The organism is Lentzea aerocolonigenes (genome assembly GCF_000955955.1).
In the GTDB taxonomy this organism is placed as follows: Bacteria; Actinomycetota; Actinomycetes; order Mycobacteriales; family Pseudonocardiaceae; genus Lentzea; species Lentzea aerocolonigenes_A.
Genome location: NZ_JYJG01000266.1, coordinates 1 through 14,460 on the forward strand (window position 1 = coordinate 1; position 14,460 = coordinate 14,460).

A 14,460-nucleotide genomic window follows, 5' to 3' on the forward strand; every position below is an offset into this window, starting at 1 on the left:
GAACAGCATGGGCTGGACCAGCGACGCACACGCGACGGCGGACGCGACCGAACAGGTCGTGCTCGACCTCGGCGCCTCCCGACGCGCGGGTAGCGTGGAGCTGCACGGTCGCACCGACCAAACCGGCGGTCAGGGTGCGGGCTTCGCCCAGGACTTCACAGTCGAAGTCTCCGCAGATGGTGTGCACTGGACGAAGATCACCGATCAGCACGGGTACGTCCGGCCTGCGGGTTCCACGACGGGTGCCTTCTCCTTCACGGAGCAGGACGTGCGGTTCGTGCGGGTCGTGATGACCAAGCTCGGCGCGGTGAACGAGGGCTCCACCGTCTATCGAGCCCAGTTCGCGGAGATCGTCGTGCGCTGAACACCGTGGCGCCGGACCGCATGCGGTCCGGCGCCACACACCGCTTCGTCACAACAACTACACAGTGGAGAGACCCTGGTGGCCCGCGAAGTCCCCTGCGCTGGCTGAAATGGTCAGTCGTACAGCTCGACCTCAAGAAGCTCGTCCTGATGGCCGAACCCGGCGAACCTGTGTGCCAGATGATCGACAGCGCGATCGACGAAGCCGGCACCGGCTTTCGCAGGGCCTTCGACGAGCTGGTCACCCGCGGGCTGAGGACCTGTTGCGCTGCCAACGAGTTCGCTGTCGTGACGCTGGAACACGTCCTCGGTGTCGCCTCGACGAGCCTGAACCCGCGTGCCGCGTTGGTCCGCCTGACCGAGAACGCGCGGGGCGTGCCCTGGATGAAGCTCGACGACAACGCCAGGCAGATGCGCACCATCTCGGTCGTGAGAGCCGGCGACGACGAGGGCGTGATGGAACAGATCACCCGGTTTCGAGAAGAGTCCGCCAACTGCGTCGATGCGCTCAGGAACCTTGGGACCATCACCCTGGTCTCGCCGGCGCCTGCGAGGTTCTGCCGGAACTGCGACCAGAACTGCATGGTCGGGCGGACCTGCGTACCGGCTGCGCGTGCCACCTCCCGTTGTGCGCTAAGTGTCTACCAGCAACCCCGCCGGTCGACTGCACGCCTCTCGAGCACTCCGAGCTCAGCACGACGGCAGAAGTGTCGGTCGGAATGCGCCCACGCCGCCAGGACCAGGCCGCCGACGCCGAAACCCGGTTGGACGCGCGGACGCACCGGTTCGAAGTACGAGGTCCACGAGGGCAACAGCAAGGGCACCTCTGAGCCGCGCATCTGCCTCGGCACACGCACGCCAAGCGCCGCGTTCGCCGTCCCGTTCGATCGACGATTCTGGGTGACCATCCGGCTGAGAGGCAGCGCGACCATGAACAACCGCACCGTCCAGCTGTCGACGACATTGCGTCAGGTGGACAGAACCGGTGGTGTGAGCGAGATGTCGGTCGAGTTCGGCTATGACGCGTCCGATCCGTTCGCGATCCACGCCGTGTTCCGCTCCGGCACCGGAACAGTGCACTGGGAGTTCTCCCGCGACCTCCTGGCCGCCGGACTGATCGGTCCCAGCGGTGAGGGCGATGTCAGGCTTCGGCCGTGCCACGACGACGAGCCCCACGTGCTGATCCTGCTGTCGCCTCCCAGTCGCACCGCCGAGTTCAGCGCGCCCCTCGGTGCCCTCGCCGACTTCCTCGACAGGACCTCCGAGCTCGTTCCTGTCGGCGATGAGTCGCGCTGGATCGACTTCGACACCGAGATCGCCCGGTTGATGGAGATCATCGACTGAGTTGCGAGCCCCCACAGGCGAACAGCCGGCAGCGCGGGCAAGACTGCCCCGCGGACCGCGTGTCGCCCACCCTCCCGCACCATCGAGCATCACGCCGCGATGGCGCCGACATCTCTGTTCTCGCGTCCGGCGTTGACGCAACGGCAATGCCAAGGTGCGTCACATCGGACTGTCGGGTCAACCGGGTGTGACACCAGAGCGACTGACCGAAGCGCAGCAGCACGCCGGGTTCACCCAGTCGTTCTGCGGTTTGTGCAGTCCGCGACGAGTAGTCGTGGAGCACTGGGAGAGGATCCACGACTCCCGCGCTACCGCACTCGGCGGGCGCGCCGGCGGTGAATGATGCCCCGGACGGTGCACGGCCGGGTAGGTGAGGCCGTCCTCGTCGTTCCTAGGCTGACAGCATGATCGCGCTGCGCCGTGCCATCCGTTCGGACCTGCCGTTGCTCGACGAGATGATTCGAGAGTTCTACCGGATCGATCAACACCACTACGACGAGCAGTTCGTCGCGGCCGCTCTTGTTCCTTTGCTGGAGAACGACGACTTCGGCGAGGTGCTGCTGTTCGACACCGGTTACGCAGTCGTCACGTGGGCTTACTCGCTCGAGTCAGGTGGCAGACACGCGGTGCTCGACGAGTTCTTCGTGCGGACGCCGGGGAAGGGCATCGGTGGTCAGGTCATCGAGGAGATCTGCGCGCGGTGTGCGGCACGTGGGATGCCACAGGTGGTGTTGGAGACCGAGAAGCACAATGATCTGGCGCGGAAGTTCTACGTACGACACGGGTTCGTGGCCGACGACTCGACGTGGTTCAGCCGAGGAGGACCGGCACAGCGGAGGTGACACTCGCACCCCCACCGCGGCCGCTCGGGCCGTACAAATGGCGGGCTCCTCCGTGAAGCCTGGCCCGAACCCGGCGATCAGCCCGACGCGCTCCTGGTTCGGCTCATCACCGTAGAACCGGACGTAGAAATCGAACACAGCCGCGGACGCGATGTTCCCGTTGCTCACCGGGCGCTGCGACGGGCGCGAGGCCGGATCGCCGAGGCGATCGCCCGGCACAGCGACTCGAGCGGCGCCGAGGCCCAGGTGCTCACTCGGCTGCTGAGCGAGGAGAGCGAGAAGATCCCCTGGTTCGACGACATCCGCAGGCTCGACCACACGGCCACCTTCCTCATCGCTCCGACCGCCACCATGTCGAGCGTGCTGAGCTGGATCTGGCACGAGCTCGCCCAGGACAGCGCACTCCAGGCCAGGGTGCAGGCGGAGGTCGACGCGGTGGTGACGCCTGGAGCGTCCGCGTCGGAGCACCTACCACGACTGGAGATCACGAAGCGGGTCGTCACCGAAGCACTGAGGATGTATCCGTCGCTGCACTTCGCACCGCTGCGCGTCGTCACAGAGAACACCGAGCTGGCGGGGTACGCGATCCCGGCGGGGACGGTCGTCGCCTACAGCTCGTACGTCGTGCAACGGAGTGCTGATTCGCCAACGGGCCAAGGCAGTGCATCGCCCGTGACTTCGCGTTCAACAACATGGTTCTCATCGTGGCCACGATCGTGTCGAAGTGGCAGGTGGAACCGGTGGCGGGCAGCCCGCTCGAAACACGGGCGTCGGTCAATCTGACACCACTCGACCTGCGACTGCGCCTCGTCCGCCGGGCATCGCCGGGCGACGCCCACGAGCCTCCGCCGATCCAGGCGGGAGGCAGGCTGCGGCCCAACCGGCAGAAGGTCTGGCGCATCTGACGGCACCGGCCACTCCACGCCGGCCGATTTGATTCCGGATGCGCCGCTCGCCGAGCCAGAGCGACGACAGGGCGGCATGCACGAAGCCCCGGCCAGGTCCAGGCGCGCACGTCGGTCGCCCGGTGCCGCGTGGCCGAGCGTTCCTGGCACCGGCCGCTGCACAGCCGATTCCACGTCCACCGGGTCAGCTGAACGCGTCGTGCTCGCCCTGTCCGGAGTCCAGGAAGGCCGCATCCGGCCGTCGTGCCCGCGCGGGTGCCCGTCCGGGCAGGTGCTCAGCCCACAGCGCTGACATCGACGAACGGACCTGGAGCGGCGTCGTTGAGCACCTTCGCGAACGGCGACCAGATGGCACCGAAGACCTGCCCGGTGGACACGGCGTCGTGGACCGTGCCGTCCGCACCGGTGATAGTGGCCCGCAGTCCTGGGTGGTCGGTCGTGAGGTCCACGGACGCCGGCGACACACCGCTGGGCAGCGGCACCTCGACGAAGTCGCTCCACGCGTCCGGTGTCGCTCCGCAGTGCCACAACCGGCCGGACGCGATCGCCATGAAGTGCACCGCGTCACCCGACGCCACCGCGGACACGTCCGTCACCGGGCCAGGTTCACCGCACTGCCACTTGATGTTGTAGAACGGCGCCCACGTTCGCTCGCCCAGGTTCCGGTAGGAGTAGTAGACGTTGCCGTCGTCGGTGACCGCGAACATGTTCATCCTGGCGGCCGACCGGGCGAGACCGATCTTGCGCACCGCTCCCCGCCAGCCGACCTCGTCGTTGATCGAGTGGAGCTGTTCCCAGTCCAACGCCCGGGCGTACCGGGTGGTGTGCACGACGTGGTGGCCGCCCGCGACAGTGGCGAGCACTTCGAGGTCGCCGTTCTCGTCGATCGCCGCCGCCGTCGTGCCGATCTCGAGGCCGGGGTGCGGGCCGGGGTCGGCCGCGCCGCCGTTGTAGCCCGCCACCGTGCCGAACCCCGACCAGCCTTGGTCGTCACCCAGCACGTGCAGCAGCCTGCCGTCCCGCGTGGTCGCCAGCAGGTGCAGGTCGTCGGCTCCGTCGCGCGCCGACGCGATGGAGACGACGTCCTGCCACTCGTGCGCCTGCTCCTGGATGTAGCCGTAACGGCTCCACACGCCGTCCGTCAGGCTCGTGTGGAAGACGCCACCCCACCCAGTGACCTGGAACTTGTCGAGCGTGGTGTGCCCCTCTGTGCCCGTGTACGACCCGGGGTCGGCGTGTGCTTTGCCGGACATCGCCAGCAGAGTCGCGACGGAGGCCCAGAGCAGCATTCGTATGACGGTTCGGGTTTTCATGACGACCTCGCCGGGGTGTGGTTCAGGACGCTGTTACCTGCCACCACACCGAACGAGCGCGGCAATTACGCCGAGGCCGGTGCCATGCCCCGAAGGGCAGTCATCCGGCCACCCGCCGCCACAGCAGCCCGCGCAGGAAGGCGTTGCCGAACCTGCCGCCGGGATCGGCGTCCCCGGCAGCGTCGAGGAAGTCGTCCCAGCGTGGGAAAAGGCGGGGGAAGTCGTACAACCGCGGCGTGAAGTGCTTGCCCCAGTGCGGTCTTCCGCCTTCCGCCGCGAGCAGTTCCTCGGCCTCGCGCACCGACCGCATCGCCGCGCCGGGGATCGAGCCGTCGGTGGCGCGGTAGACGACGAAACCGAAGTGGCAGGCGGAACCGCCGTACGCGGGGCTGAGCCAGGCCTTCGACGGACCGGTGGCGCGCAGGATCACCGGGTAGTGCAGCTCCGGGTGCCGTTCGTCGAACCACTCGCGGAGCACGCGCTGCACCCGGTGGAAGCGCTCCAGCGGCAGCGCGACCTCGAGGTTCACCTGTTGCACCGGGATGCCCTTGCACAGCAGGTCGTACAAGTCGCCCGTGACGTCGTGGAAGTCCATGAACCGGGTCACCGTGAGGAAATGGTCGCGTCTGGGGTCCGTGGAGTGCAGCTGGCGCCGCATCGCGGCCATCGTGGCGCGCACCGCGGCGTTGAGGTGGTGGTCCGCGCCGGTCAGCGGCACGGGCCGGTTGTCATTGCGGCGCAGGCGTTCCTGCTCGGCCGCGCTCGCGTCGCGGACTCGCCACACGTGCGCCATGCCGGTGTCGGGGAACCACCACGCCTTGCAGAACGGGTACTGCTCGTTCCAACGCGGGAAGCCGACGGCGAGCTCGGCTTCGGTGACTGCGAGCTTTTCGCACGTGTAGGCCGACCACGGCACAGTGCGGATGGTCAGCTCGGTGAGCACGCCGAACCTGCCGAGGTGCAGCCGCAGCGCGCCGAACTCCGGATCGCTGTGCCGCAGAACGCGCACGGCACCGGTGCCGTCCACGAACCGGACCGCCTCCAGTGCATCGCCAAGCGTGCTCTGCCGCAGTCCCTGCCCGTGCGTGCCGGTGCCCACGGCCCCCGCCAGCGTCTGTGCCGCGATGACACCCGGCGAGCAGTCCATCCGTCTGCCGATCGACCGCAGCAGGTCGTGCACCGTCTCGAGCCTCGTGCCCGCTCCGAAGGTCGCCGTGCTCGCGTCCAGCCGCACCAGTCCGGCCATTCCGGTGACGTCGAGCAGGAGCCCGCTGTCCGCGCGCAGGATGCGGGCGCGGGAGAAACCACCTCCCAGCATCGCGACCGGGGAGTCGCGGCTGTTCGCCAGCACCTCGCGGGCGTGCGCCTCAGACGCGATGTGCACCACGCGTTCCGGCGGCGCGAGCGAAGATCGCGGTGTCCACTCCAGCGGCGGCGCGTTCAGGTCGGGTTCGGTGGTGCGTGGCGGCACGACCTCGTGCGACCAGTGGAGGTCCTGCTCGCCCGCGACGAACTGCTTCATACATCAAGGACCTCGAATGGAGTAGTCCCTTGCGCGCACTGAACCGATTTCGGTGAAAGTTCGCCGTTTCCCGCCGTGTTGCCCGTTCCGCTGCCCGTCCGTCACTGGCACCGGCGGGACCGGCTGTCACTTGATGGAACCCCGACAGGGGAGGTCCGGTCCATGCCCGTGAACGCCGCCTGGGTGACGTTGCTGACGAGGTCGTCGTACCTCACCGGTGTGCGCACGCTGTGGAAGTCGTTGCAGCGCGCCGGATCAGCGCACCCGCTGGTCGTGATGGTGACGCCCGGCATCGACGCGTCGGCCCGCACCGCTCTCGTCGCGGACGGGTGCGAAGTGCTCGAGGTGCAGCCGGTGACGCCACCGGACGACCGGCCGACGCGGTACGCGGCCGAGCGCTTCAGCGAGGCGTGGACGAAGCTGCGGGTGTTCGAGCTGACCCGCTACGACCGGGTCGCGTTCCTGGACGCGGACATGCTCGTGTTGCGCGACATCGACGACCTGATCACCACACCGCTGCGGCAGGGCCACGCGATCGCGGCCTGCGCGGCGTGCACGTGCAACCCCAACCAGGTCAGCGGTTATCCGGCGAGCTGGACGCCGGCCACCTGCGCCTACACCCGGCGCGGCAGGCCGGCGCGCTACTTCAACGCCGGGCTGTTCGTGCTCAGACCCGATCTGTCGGTGGCGCTGCGGCTGCGCGAACGACTGGCGACCGCACCGGATCTCACCAGGTACGTGTTCTCCGAACAGGATCTGCTCAACGAGCACTTCGCCGGGCGGTGGACGCAGCTCCCGTACGTCTACAACGGACTCAAGACGCTGCCGCAGGCCCACCCGGACCTGTGGCGCGACGAGGACGTGCGCGTCGTGCACTACATCCAGGAGAAGCCGTGGGAGGTGAACCCCGACGAGCTCGCCCGCGACCACCCGTACGCCGCGATGTACCAGAGGTGGTGGGAGACCAATCGCGCCTGAGTCACCCGGCCGCGCCACCGCGCTGCTCGTGGCCGCGTGCTTCTTCATGGAACAGCTGGACGCCACGATCGTGTCGACGGCCGCTCCCCGCCTCGGGCCTGCGCTCGGCGTGCCACCGGCCGACATCAGCCTTCTCGTCTCGGTGTACCTGCTGGCGGTGGTGGTGCTGCTGCCGCTCAGCGGCTGGCTCAGCGCGCGCTGGGGTGCGCGGCGGGTGTTCCTGACCGCGATCGCCGTGTTCACCGCGGCGTCGCTGGCGTGCGCGACGAGCACGAGCCTCGGCGGTCTGGTCGTGGCACGCGTGGTGCAGGGCGCGGGTGGCTCCATGATGGTGCCCATCGGCCTGCTGGTGGTGCTGGGCACCGCGCGGAAGGCGGACATCCCGCGGCTGCTGTCCTACGTGGTGTGGCCGGGTCTGCTCGCCCCGGTGGCGGCACCCGCGCTGGGTGGCGTGATCACGACGTACTGGCACTGGCGCTGGATCTTCCTGATCAACGTCCCGCTGGGACTGGTCGCGCTGGCGCTCGCGTGGCGGCTCGTCCGCCCGGCCCGCCCCTCCGCCGCGGCGCCCCGCCTCGACCTGCCCGGGGTGTTGCTGCTGGGGCTGGGGCTGGGCGCGGTCACGACGGCAGAGCACCTGATGACGTCGGCGAGCGGCCCGGTCGTGGCGGCCGCGGTGGCCGTCACCGGTGTCACGGCCCTCACCGCCGCGACGCGGCACCTGCTGCGCTCCTCGCACCCGCTGGTCGATCTGCGGACGTTGCGCACGCCGACGTTCCGCGTCGCCGTGATCGGCAGCCTGCTCTTCGGGGCGCTGGTCGCCGCAGTGCCGTTCCTGCTACCGCAGCTCTTCAGCTCGTTCGGCTGGACCCCTGCTCAGTCCGGCGCGCTGGTGTTGTTCGTGTTCGCGGGCAACATCGGGGTGAAGCCGGCGACGACGTGGCTGGTGCGGCACGTGCCGTTCCGGCGCCTGATCGCTGTTCCCGCCGTCTGCCTGGCCGCGACCGCCGCGGGCTTCGCGCTGCTCACACCCTCGACACCGCTGCCGGTCGTGATCGGTCTCGCCGTGGTGAGCGGCTGCGCCAGGTCCGTCGGTCTCACCGCGTACTCGACGCTGGCTTTCAGCGACGTGCCGCCGCCGCAGATGCAGCACTGCAACACGTTGCTCGCGATGGCGCAGCAGATGTCAGGAGTGCTCGGGGTGTCCGCCGCCGCGGCGGCTCTGCACCTCGGTGAGGCGGCCGCGTTCCTGGTGCTGGCCGGCGCGGGACTGGTCGCCGCGGCACATGCCCTCCGGCTGCATCCGGCCGCGGGCAACGCCGTGCGAGCCGGGTGAGCTCACTTCCCCGCGGCCGCGTCGGCCTGCTGAACCTCGGGCTCCTCGACGACCAGGCCGCCGGTCACCACGACACCGAAAACCGTCGCCGCCATCCGCATCGCGTCCGCACCCATGACCCTCACCTCACCACTCGAACGAGCACTTGTACCCACCTCACAAGCCAACGCGCGGTCTGTTACGCCAACCTCACCAAGATTTTCTCCCGAGCCCGGGTCCCGCTCTCGGGTGCGGTCCGGCCGGACCCCGGCGGACAGCTGCGCCGATTCACGGGCGCGCCGCGTCGCCGCGCTGATGACCGGCTCCGGTGCGTGTGGACGGTCCGCGGTGCGGACAGGTCACCTGCCCCGACGTCTCGCGGGCACCGCTGAACGACCGTGAAGCGGCGGTGGACTCGACCGTGGCCGGGACCGGGATGTGACTCGTGCACGCGGGCGATCCCCGGTATCCGCTGCGGGTGTCGTGCTGTGGTTGTGCCAGTCACCGCAGGCGGCTGGACCACTTCCGCTCACGTCGCGACCGTCCCACGTCATGACCAGACGACTCCGGTCTCGCCAGGTACCCCTGGGTGGCAGCAGCAGGTCGTCCTCGCCGAGCGAACTCGCCGCGGCGGTGCGGCGAGCGGACGACGGCCGGCGGCGACGAGATGACATCCGGACACGTGCACGGAGATCCGCGTAAGAAGCGGCCTTCTCGGGTGTGGGAACGGCAAGAGCACCCGAGCGGGAGGACGAATCCCATGACTACGAACACGATCCACCAATCGACTGTCTTCGACCTGCACGGCGCTGACGACGTCAGCCGCTGCGTCCGCGTGGACCTCGGGTACGACGCGCTCGACCCGTACGCGGTATCGCTGGTGTTCCACCCGGTGTCCGGGCCTGTCAGGTGGCTCGTCGCCCGCGACGTGCTGATCGGGGGGTTGCTCGAGCCCTGCGGTGAGGGCGACCTCACCGTGCGACCATCCGCGGACACCCTGCTCCGACTGGAGATCCGGCTGACCACACCGGGCGGCAGCGCGCTGTTCGTCGCTTCCGCCTTGGAGATCGCCGCATTCGTCGACCGCACGCTCGCGCTCGTGCCGCCCGGCGAGGAGGACATGGGCGGGGCAGTCGAGGAAGCGCTGGCACAGCTGCTTCCCGTGATCGACTGAGCAGTGCGCGCGGGCGTGCCTGAAAGTGAAGCGGTGCCCGCACCTCCCGGTGTTCCCATGGCGTGGTGAGGCCTGACGACGTCGAGGGCGCGCGCCTGCAGCTGCGGGCGGCGATGTGGACCGCGCGGAACCGTGCCGACGGCCCGGAGTCGATTCCCCGGCTGCACAAGGCACTCGTCGCGCTCGGTGCGCCGGACGAGGAGACGGCGGCCCGGCTGCTCGCCGACTGGGGAGAGCGGAACGGCCTGCACCACGAGGAGATCATCGGCGCGCTGAACCAGTGGGGCCGGACCCTGTTGCTGGGCGAGGACGGAACCCGCGGCCGGACACTGGTGCACGAGGCGATCGCCGCCAGGCTCTTGTTGCCCGAACTGCTCGACGCGGTGGCACAACAGGAACGCGTCGAGCCGTGGATCGCCGAGGAGTGGCTGCTCGCCGAAGCGGGTGCCGACGACCCCGTGGAGGCCTATGACGTGCTCGCGGCGGAGCACGAACGGATCGTCGCCGCGGTCACCGGCGCGGTGCGGGCCCTGCGCGCCGACCTCGGCGACCGGGAGCTGACACTGCTCGACGCGCTCGGACACGGGCCGGACCCGCAAGCCGTGGCGGAGGCAGCCGACTGGCCGGCCGAGGACGTCTGGACGTGGGTCGACTGGGTCGCCGACCGGGTCGGGCTGGCGGGCGACAGGGCCCATCGCTGGCGGTTGCTGGCACCGGCGCTGGCGGCCACGAGAACGCCGGCCCCGTTCGCGAGCGTCGTGGAGATCTCGGACGACGAGAGCGACATCGAGGGCACCGAGGAACCTGTCGAATTCGACCCGACACCGCTCCTCATGTCCCCGGTGGACCTGCGGCTGCCGGATGATCCCGAGCCCGAACTCATGTCCGCGACGGACCATCCGCTGCCGGGCGCGGCACAGGACACGATCCCGGCGCAGCCTGCCGTCTCGCAGCTCACTCTCGCGTACGAGCAGATCGTCGCCGCCGCGCTGCACGGGGAGCGCTCGTGCCAGGCGGTCGCGGCCACGCTCGGTGTCCGGCACTCGGCCGCCCTGGACCTCGTGACGCGAGTGGCGACGGCCATGGGGGTCCATGCCGCGGGTGATGGTGCACTTCCCGCGATCGCCGCCAAGGCGCGCGAGATCAGCATGGTGCTCACCCCCGGTGTCACGTGGCCACCGTCCTCGTCGGCCCCGGCGACGCTGACGCCGCGGGAGTGGGTGCTGATCGCGGCCGCGCTGCACGGGTGCACGAACATCAAGACCGCTCGCCACGAGCTCTGGTGGCCTCCGCGGACGATTTCCCGGGTGCTCGACGACCTCGCCGCCCGGCTCGATTCCGACGCAAGCGGAGACGAGGTGTTCCCGCTGATCGTGACAGCCGTGCGGAACGGACGCCTGCCTCGTCTCCCGCAGGGTGTGACCTGGCCGCCGCCGCTGCGGCCCGACCTGGGACCTGGCGACTGGTCGCTCGTGCTGGCCGCGGCGCACGGACTGACGGCCGAGATGATCGCGGACAGGCTCGAGAAGCCGCTCAGCCAGGTCCACACGTGGCTGCTGACGCTCGGGGCCAGACTGGAGCTGCCGGGAGGCCCGGACGGCGTGCTGGCCGAGTTCGCGGCCGCGGTGCGCTCTGGCCGGCTCACCGTGCCGAGCAGCACCCGGTGGCCGCCGCCGGTCCAACTGTCGGAGACCGAGTGGACCCTCGTCGCCGCCGCCGCGGCCGGCGTCCGCTCATTGGGGGACATCGCGAAGGCGACGGCCACCAACTCCTCCACAGTGGTCAGACGACTCAACGCGCTGGCCCGGAAGGTCGGCATCCCGATCAGCGGTCCAGCGGTGCTGCCGCACCTCGCCGGGATGGTGTCATCGGGCCACCTGGTCCTCCCGGACGCCTTCCGGCCGGGGTGACCAGGTCAGGTCAAGCCGAGCACACCGCGTGCGCCGTCCACGAGCTCGGCCAGGCGCGCGTTCTCCTCGTCCACCTGGTCCGTCCAGCCGTGCACGTTCACCATCTCGCGCAGGCATGTCATCAGGTCCAGCTCGTCCATGTCGGCGAGTGCCCGCACCACGACCGCCCTGGCCGCCTCGGGTGTCCACGACGCAGCCTGCGCGCGAAGATCGCGCCACAGCGCGGCCATGCCGTCGTCGACCCGGCGGATGTGCGCCGCGAGCTCGAACCACAGGCTGTCGGCACCGAGCGCGCCTGCGAGCGGTTCGAGATCGGCGACGGGCACCTGGGGGCACGGCAGCGCCATCAGCCGTTCGCTCGCCGCACACAGCTGCAGGTGATCGTCGCAGCGTCCGGCGTCCACGCACGCCGCCATCAGCGCCGCGAGCACGTTCACGACGGACTCGGGGTCACACGGCGCCGACCGCACCGCCGCGACCACGGCGGCGCGCCGCGCGCACAGCTCGGCGATTCTCGACGTCAGCTCGTCGAAGACGATGACGTGGTCGGCAATCCGCCGCTGCGTGAGCACCCGCGTGACCCGCACCTCCTGCCGCACGTCGAGCAACACGCGGTGGTACTGGTCGACGGCGTGCACGAGCAGCCGGTTGACCTCCGGCATGAACGTGGTGTCCTCGCGCACCGATCGCGCGAGATCCGGTTCCGCCACCGGCATCAGCTCGACCTCGGCCACGAACGGGTCCTGCCCGACCCGGCGCCACGGCTCGCCCGTGTGCCGGTACCAGTTCTCCGAACGGTCGATCGCGAAGGCGATTTCCAGCAGGTCGTCCGGCAACACCGCGAGACTCGCGAGCCACTCGCGGGCGAACGGCGCGCGGCACGCCGGACAGGCCGGTGCGGCGGGCAGCTGGCCCCACTCGAAGTCGCCCTCGCTCGCGGCGGGCACGACCGTCGGTTCGCACGACATCCGCACGATGCCCGCCACGCACCCTGTGCACACCGCGCCGCCGCATCTCGGGTCGTGCCTCGCGAGCAGGGCTCCGGCCACCTCGTCCGCGCAGACCAGGCACGTCACGACATCGTTCGCTGTGATCAAAGGACACCTGCCCGAGAGTCGACGAACACCGCATCGGCAGTCTCGGCAACGGGCGGGCGATCCGCGTGCCCGATCAGGCAACCGGGAAGGCGATCTTCCTGAACGCGCAGCCCGCCGGGATCAGAACTGGCCGCGCCGCACGACGTTGTCCTCGGTGACCGACCGCAGCGCGTCCCGGAACGCGGGTACGAGCACGTGTTCGAGGCCTTCGTACAACCTCGCGTGGAACCCGGTCTGCACCGCCAGCCGCGCCTGCTCGAAGCGGGACACGAACTCGGCCTTATCGGCGTCGGCGGACCCGCCCCGCGCCTGCTCGTCGCACACCGCCTGCCACAGCGTCATCAGCCCGTCCGCCTCGGCGCGCAGATCGGCGGCGTAGGTCGCCAGGTCGGACAGTCCGAGCCAGCCGAGCGCCGTCTCGGTCTCCCCTCCCGCCCACAGCCCGGTGACGTGTTCGGCGTACTCCTCGAACGCGTACACCGCCGCGGGGCCGTCCACCACGACGTCAGGTGATAGCGCCCCGAGCCGGTAGTACGGCTCGGACTGGACCATCAGCACGAGGTGGTACAGGGCCAGCGAGACCGCGCTGCCCTCCTGCAGCCACAGCACGAAGAGGTTCTGGAAGGTCGTGACGCAGTCCATGTAGTCCTTCGGCAACGGCGGTGCGCCCGTGGGCGAACCCGCGCGCAACGCCTGCACGTGCGCGCGCCAGCCCTGCTCGGCGTTGACGAAGTCCGGGATCGGCCGCAGCGAACGCGGCGTGACGCGGTCCGGGTCGACGAACCGGTTCGCGCCCGTGCGGGCCCGCCTGCCCGCCTCCGCCATGAACTCCTTGATCGGCACCGAGCTGGCTTCGACGAGCGCGCGGGTCGCGTCGGGCAACGCCACCAGCGCCTGCCAGGCACGCAGGTGCTGGCGGTTCTCGATGAGCTGAGTGATCTGGATGGCGACCTGCTCGTAGTCGGCGAGCACACCACCGGCGCGCACGTCCGGCCGCAGTGACGGCACCGCGGCCGCCAGCACCTCGCGCTCGTAGAGCTGGCGGCAGTTGACCATCACGATGTGGTCCTCGGCCACGAGGTTGAAGATTCCGGCGCACTCCTTGGCGTGCACCCGGTTGCGGCGCGAGCACCCCGCGGTGCAGATCTGCCCGGCCCGCACGTCCTCGCCCACCTGGTACAGCGGCACGGCGCCGAGCTCTGGCCTGCGCGCCATGCGGGCGAAGAAGTTCTTCTCCTGGTCGGTCAACGGCGCCAGGCTGTAGTTGTGCACCTCCGGGCACGGTGCGCCCGGTGTCGCGGCCAGCACGTCCAGCACCTCGGCCTTTCCGTCGTCCCACGTCTCGAACGCGTTCCACTGGCCGGCGACCATCATCTCGAGACCCCGCTGCACGGCGGTGTACTCGCCGTCGAGCGAGCAGAAGGTCAGCGTGCGGCCCTCCGGCACGAAAGTCTTGCCGTAGCTCAACTTGCGCCCGCCGTGGCCCAGCACGAAAGCGGTGGTCATCGTCGGCCCCCGGTGGTCGGTGGCGGTGGTCCTCTTCATCGTGCCGCCGCGCCGGCGGCGAGGTCCTGCCCTTTTGGACGTGCGCTCTGCGCAGCCGCGCACTGTTCGCAGCCGCGCACTGTTCGCAGCCGCGCACTGTTCACAGTGGATGTTCACCGGCCGCGTGCGGCACGAGAGCCGCGCTGCACCTT

Annotated in this window: 13 protein-coding genes; 9 read left to right on the forward strand and 4 right to left on the reverse strand. The window is 69.9% G+C overall.

The window, feature by feature from the left end; genetic code table 11:
- The 5 genes from UK23_RS31055 to UK23_RS52020 form a co-directional block, all read left to right on the forward strand.
- A partial coding sequence (locus UK23_RS31055) for a discoidin domain-containing protein (protein WP_045315248.1) occupies nt 1–364 on the forward strand: 364 nt, incomplete at its 5' end.
- 149 nt (nt 365–513) lie between these two features.
- Nucleotides 514–1,707 (forward strand): SsgA family sporulation/cell division regulator, encoded by a 1,194-nt coding sequence (locus UK23_RS54070; protein WP_231114758.1) that lies wholly within the window; start codon nt 514–516, stop codon nt 1,705–1,707.
- A 404-nt stretch (nt 1,708–2,111) separates the two neighbouring features.
- Nucleotides 2,112–2,549, forward strand: coding sequence for a GNAT family N-acetyltransferase (locus tag UK23_RS31065; RefSeq protein ID WP_045315249.1), 438 nt, complete (start codon nt 2,112–2,114; stop codon nt 2,547–2,549).
- 246 nt (nt 2,550–2,795) lie between these two features.
- Nucleotides 2,796–3,332: a cytochrome P450 gene (locus UK23_RS55130; protein WP_196777958.1), complete on the forward strand. Its 537-nt coding sequence runs from the start codon at nt 2,796–2,798 to the stop codon at nt 3,330–3,332.
- The gene (locus tag UK23_RS52020) at nt 3,254–3,454 is read left to right on the forward strand and encodes a hypothetical protein (protein ID WP_156213500.1); all 201 of its coding nucleotides are present in this window, start codon (nt 3,254–3,256) and stop codon (nt 3,452–3,454) included. Before UK23_RS55130 ends, UK23_RS52020 begins: the two co-directional genes overlap by 79 nt.
- A gap of 275 nt (nt 3,455–3,729) precedes the next feature.
- On the opposite strand, the gene UK23_RS31080 is transcribed toward UK23_RS52020, so the two are convergent.
- Together UK23_RS31080 and UK23_RS31085 are read right to left on the reverse strand one after the other, a co-directional pair.
- Nucleotides 3,730–4,743 (reverse strand): hypothetical protein, encoded by a 1,014-nt coding sequence (locus tag UK23_RS31080; protein ID WP_045315252.1) that lies wholly within the window; start codon nt 4,741–4,743, stop codon nt 3,730–3,732.
- A 124-nt stretch (nt 4,744–4,867) separates the two neighbouring features.
- Nucleotides 4,868–6,289 carry a D-arabinono-1,4-lactone oxidase gene (locus UK23_RS31085; protein ID WP_045315253.1) on the reverse strand — a complete coding sequence of 474 codons (1,422 nt, stop codon included), beginning with the start codon at nt 6,287–6,289 and terminating at the stop codon, nt 4,868–4,870.
- Between the two features lie 162 nt (nt 6,290–6,451).
- On the opposite strand from UK23_RS31085, the gene UK23_RS31090 reads away from it, so the two are divergent.
- The 4 genes from UK23_RS31090 (at nt 6,452) to UK23_RS31105 (ending at nt 11,666) form a co-directional block, all read left to right on the forward strand.
- Complete coding sequence (locus UK23_RS31090; RefSeq protein WP_045315254.1) at nt 6,452–7,267, forward strand: glycosyltransferase family 8 protein; 816 nt, start codon at nt 6,452–6,454, stop codon at nt 7,265–7,267.
- 28 nt (nt 7,268–7,295) lie between these two features.
- Nucleotides 7,296–8,603, forward strand: coding sequence for an MFS transporter (locus UK23_RS31095; protein ID WP_269112318.1), 1,308 nt, complete (start codon nt 7,296–7,298; stop codon nt 8,601–8,603).
- A 739-nt stretch (nt 8,604–9,342) separates the two neighbouring features.
- Nucleotides 9,343–9,756, forward strand: a complete 414-nt coding sequence (locus tag UK23_RS31100) for an SsgA family sporulation/cell division regulator (RefSeq protein ID WP_045315256.1) — start codon at nt 9,343–9,345, stop codon at nt 9,754–9,756.
- Nucleotides 9,757–9,821: 65 nt separating this feature from the next.
- Nucleotides 9,822–11,666 carry a hypothetical protein gene (locus tag UK23_RS31105; protein WP_156213502.1) on the forward strand — a complete coding sequence of 615 codons (1,845 nt, stop codon included), beginning with the start codon at nt 9,822–9,824 and terminating at the stop codon, nt 11,664–11,666.
- A gap of 5 nt (nt 11,667–11,671) precedes the next feature.
- On the opposite strand, the gene UK23_RS31110 is transcribed toward UK23_RS31105, so the two are convergent.
- Both UK23_RS31110 and UK23_RS31115 read right to left on the reverse strand, forming a co-directional pair.
- The gene (locus tag UK23_RS31110) at nt 11,672–12,763 is read right to left on the reverse strand and encodes a hypothetical protein (RefSeq protein ID WP_045315258.1); all 1,092 of its coding nucleotides are present in this window, start codon (nt 12,761–12,763) and stop codon (nt 11,672–11,674) included.
- Between the two features lie 120 nt (nt 12,764–12,883).
- Nucleotides 12,884–14,308, reverse strand: a complete 1,425-nt coding sequence (locus UK23_RS31115; RefSeq protein ID WP_045315259.1) for a putative adhesin — start codon at nt 14,306–14,308, stop codon at nt 12,884–12,886.
- Nucleotides 14,309–14,460 lie beyond the last annotated feature (152 nt).

What these genes read in the sequence shown, in the direction of transcription:
- UK23_RS31065 (WP_045315249.1), top strand. Translation starts at nt 2,112, where the DNA reads ATGATCGCGCTGCGCCGTGCCATCCGTTCGGACCTGCCGTTGCTCGAC.
- UK23_RS31080 (WP_045315252.1), bottom strand. Translation starts at nt 4,743, where the DNA reads ATGCTGCTCTGGGCCTCCGTCGCGACTCTGCTGGCGATGTCCGGCAAA.
- UK23_RS31085 (WP_045315253.1), bottom strand. Translation starts at nt 6,289, where the DNA reads ATGAAGCAGTTCGTCGCGGGCGAGCAGGACCTCCACTGGTCGCACGAG.
- UK23_RS31090 (WP_045315254.1), top strand. Translation starts at nt 6,452, where the DNA reads ATGCCCGTGAACGCCGCCTGGGTGACGTTGCTGACGAGGTCGTCGTAC.
- UK23_RS54070 (WP_231114758.1), top strand. Translation starts at nt 514, where the DNA reads ATGGCCGAACCCGGCGAACCTGTGTGCCAGATGATCGACAGCGCGATC.
- UK23_RS31115 (WP_045315259.1), bottom strand. Translation starts at nt 14,308, where the DNA reads ATGAAGAGGACCACCGCCACCGACCACCGGGGGCCGACGATGACCACC.
- UK23_RS31100 (WP_045315256.1), top strand. Translation starts at nt 9,343, where the DNA reads ATGACTACGAACACGATCCACCAATCGACTGTCTTCGACCTGCACGGC.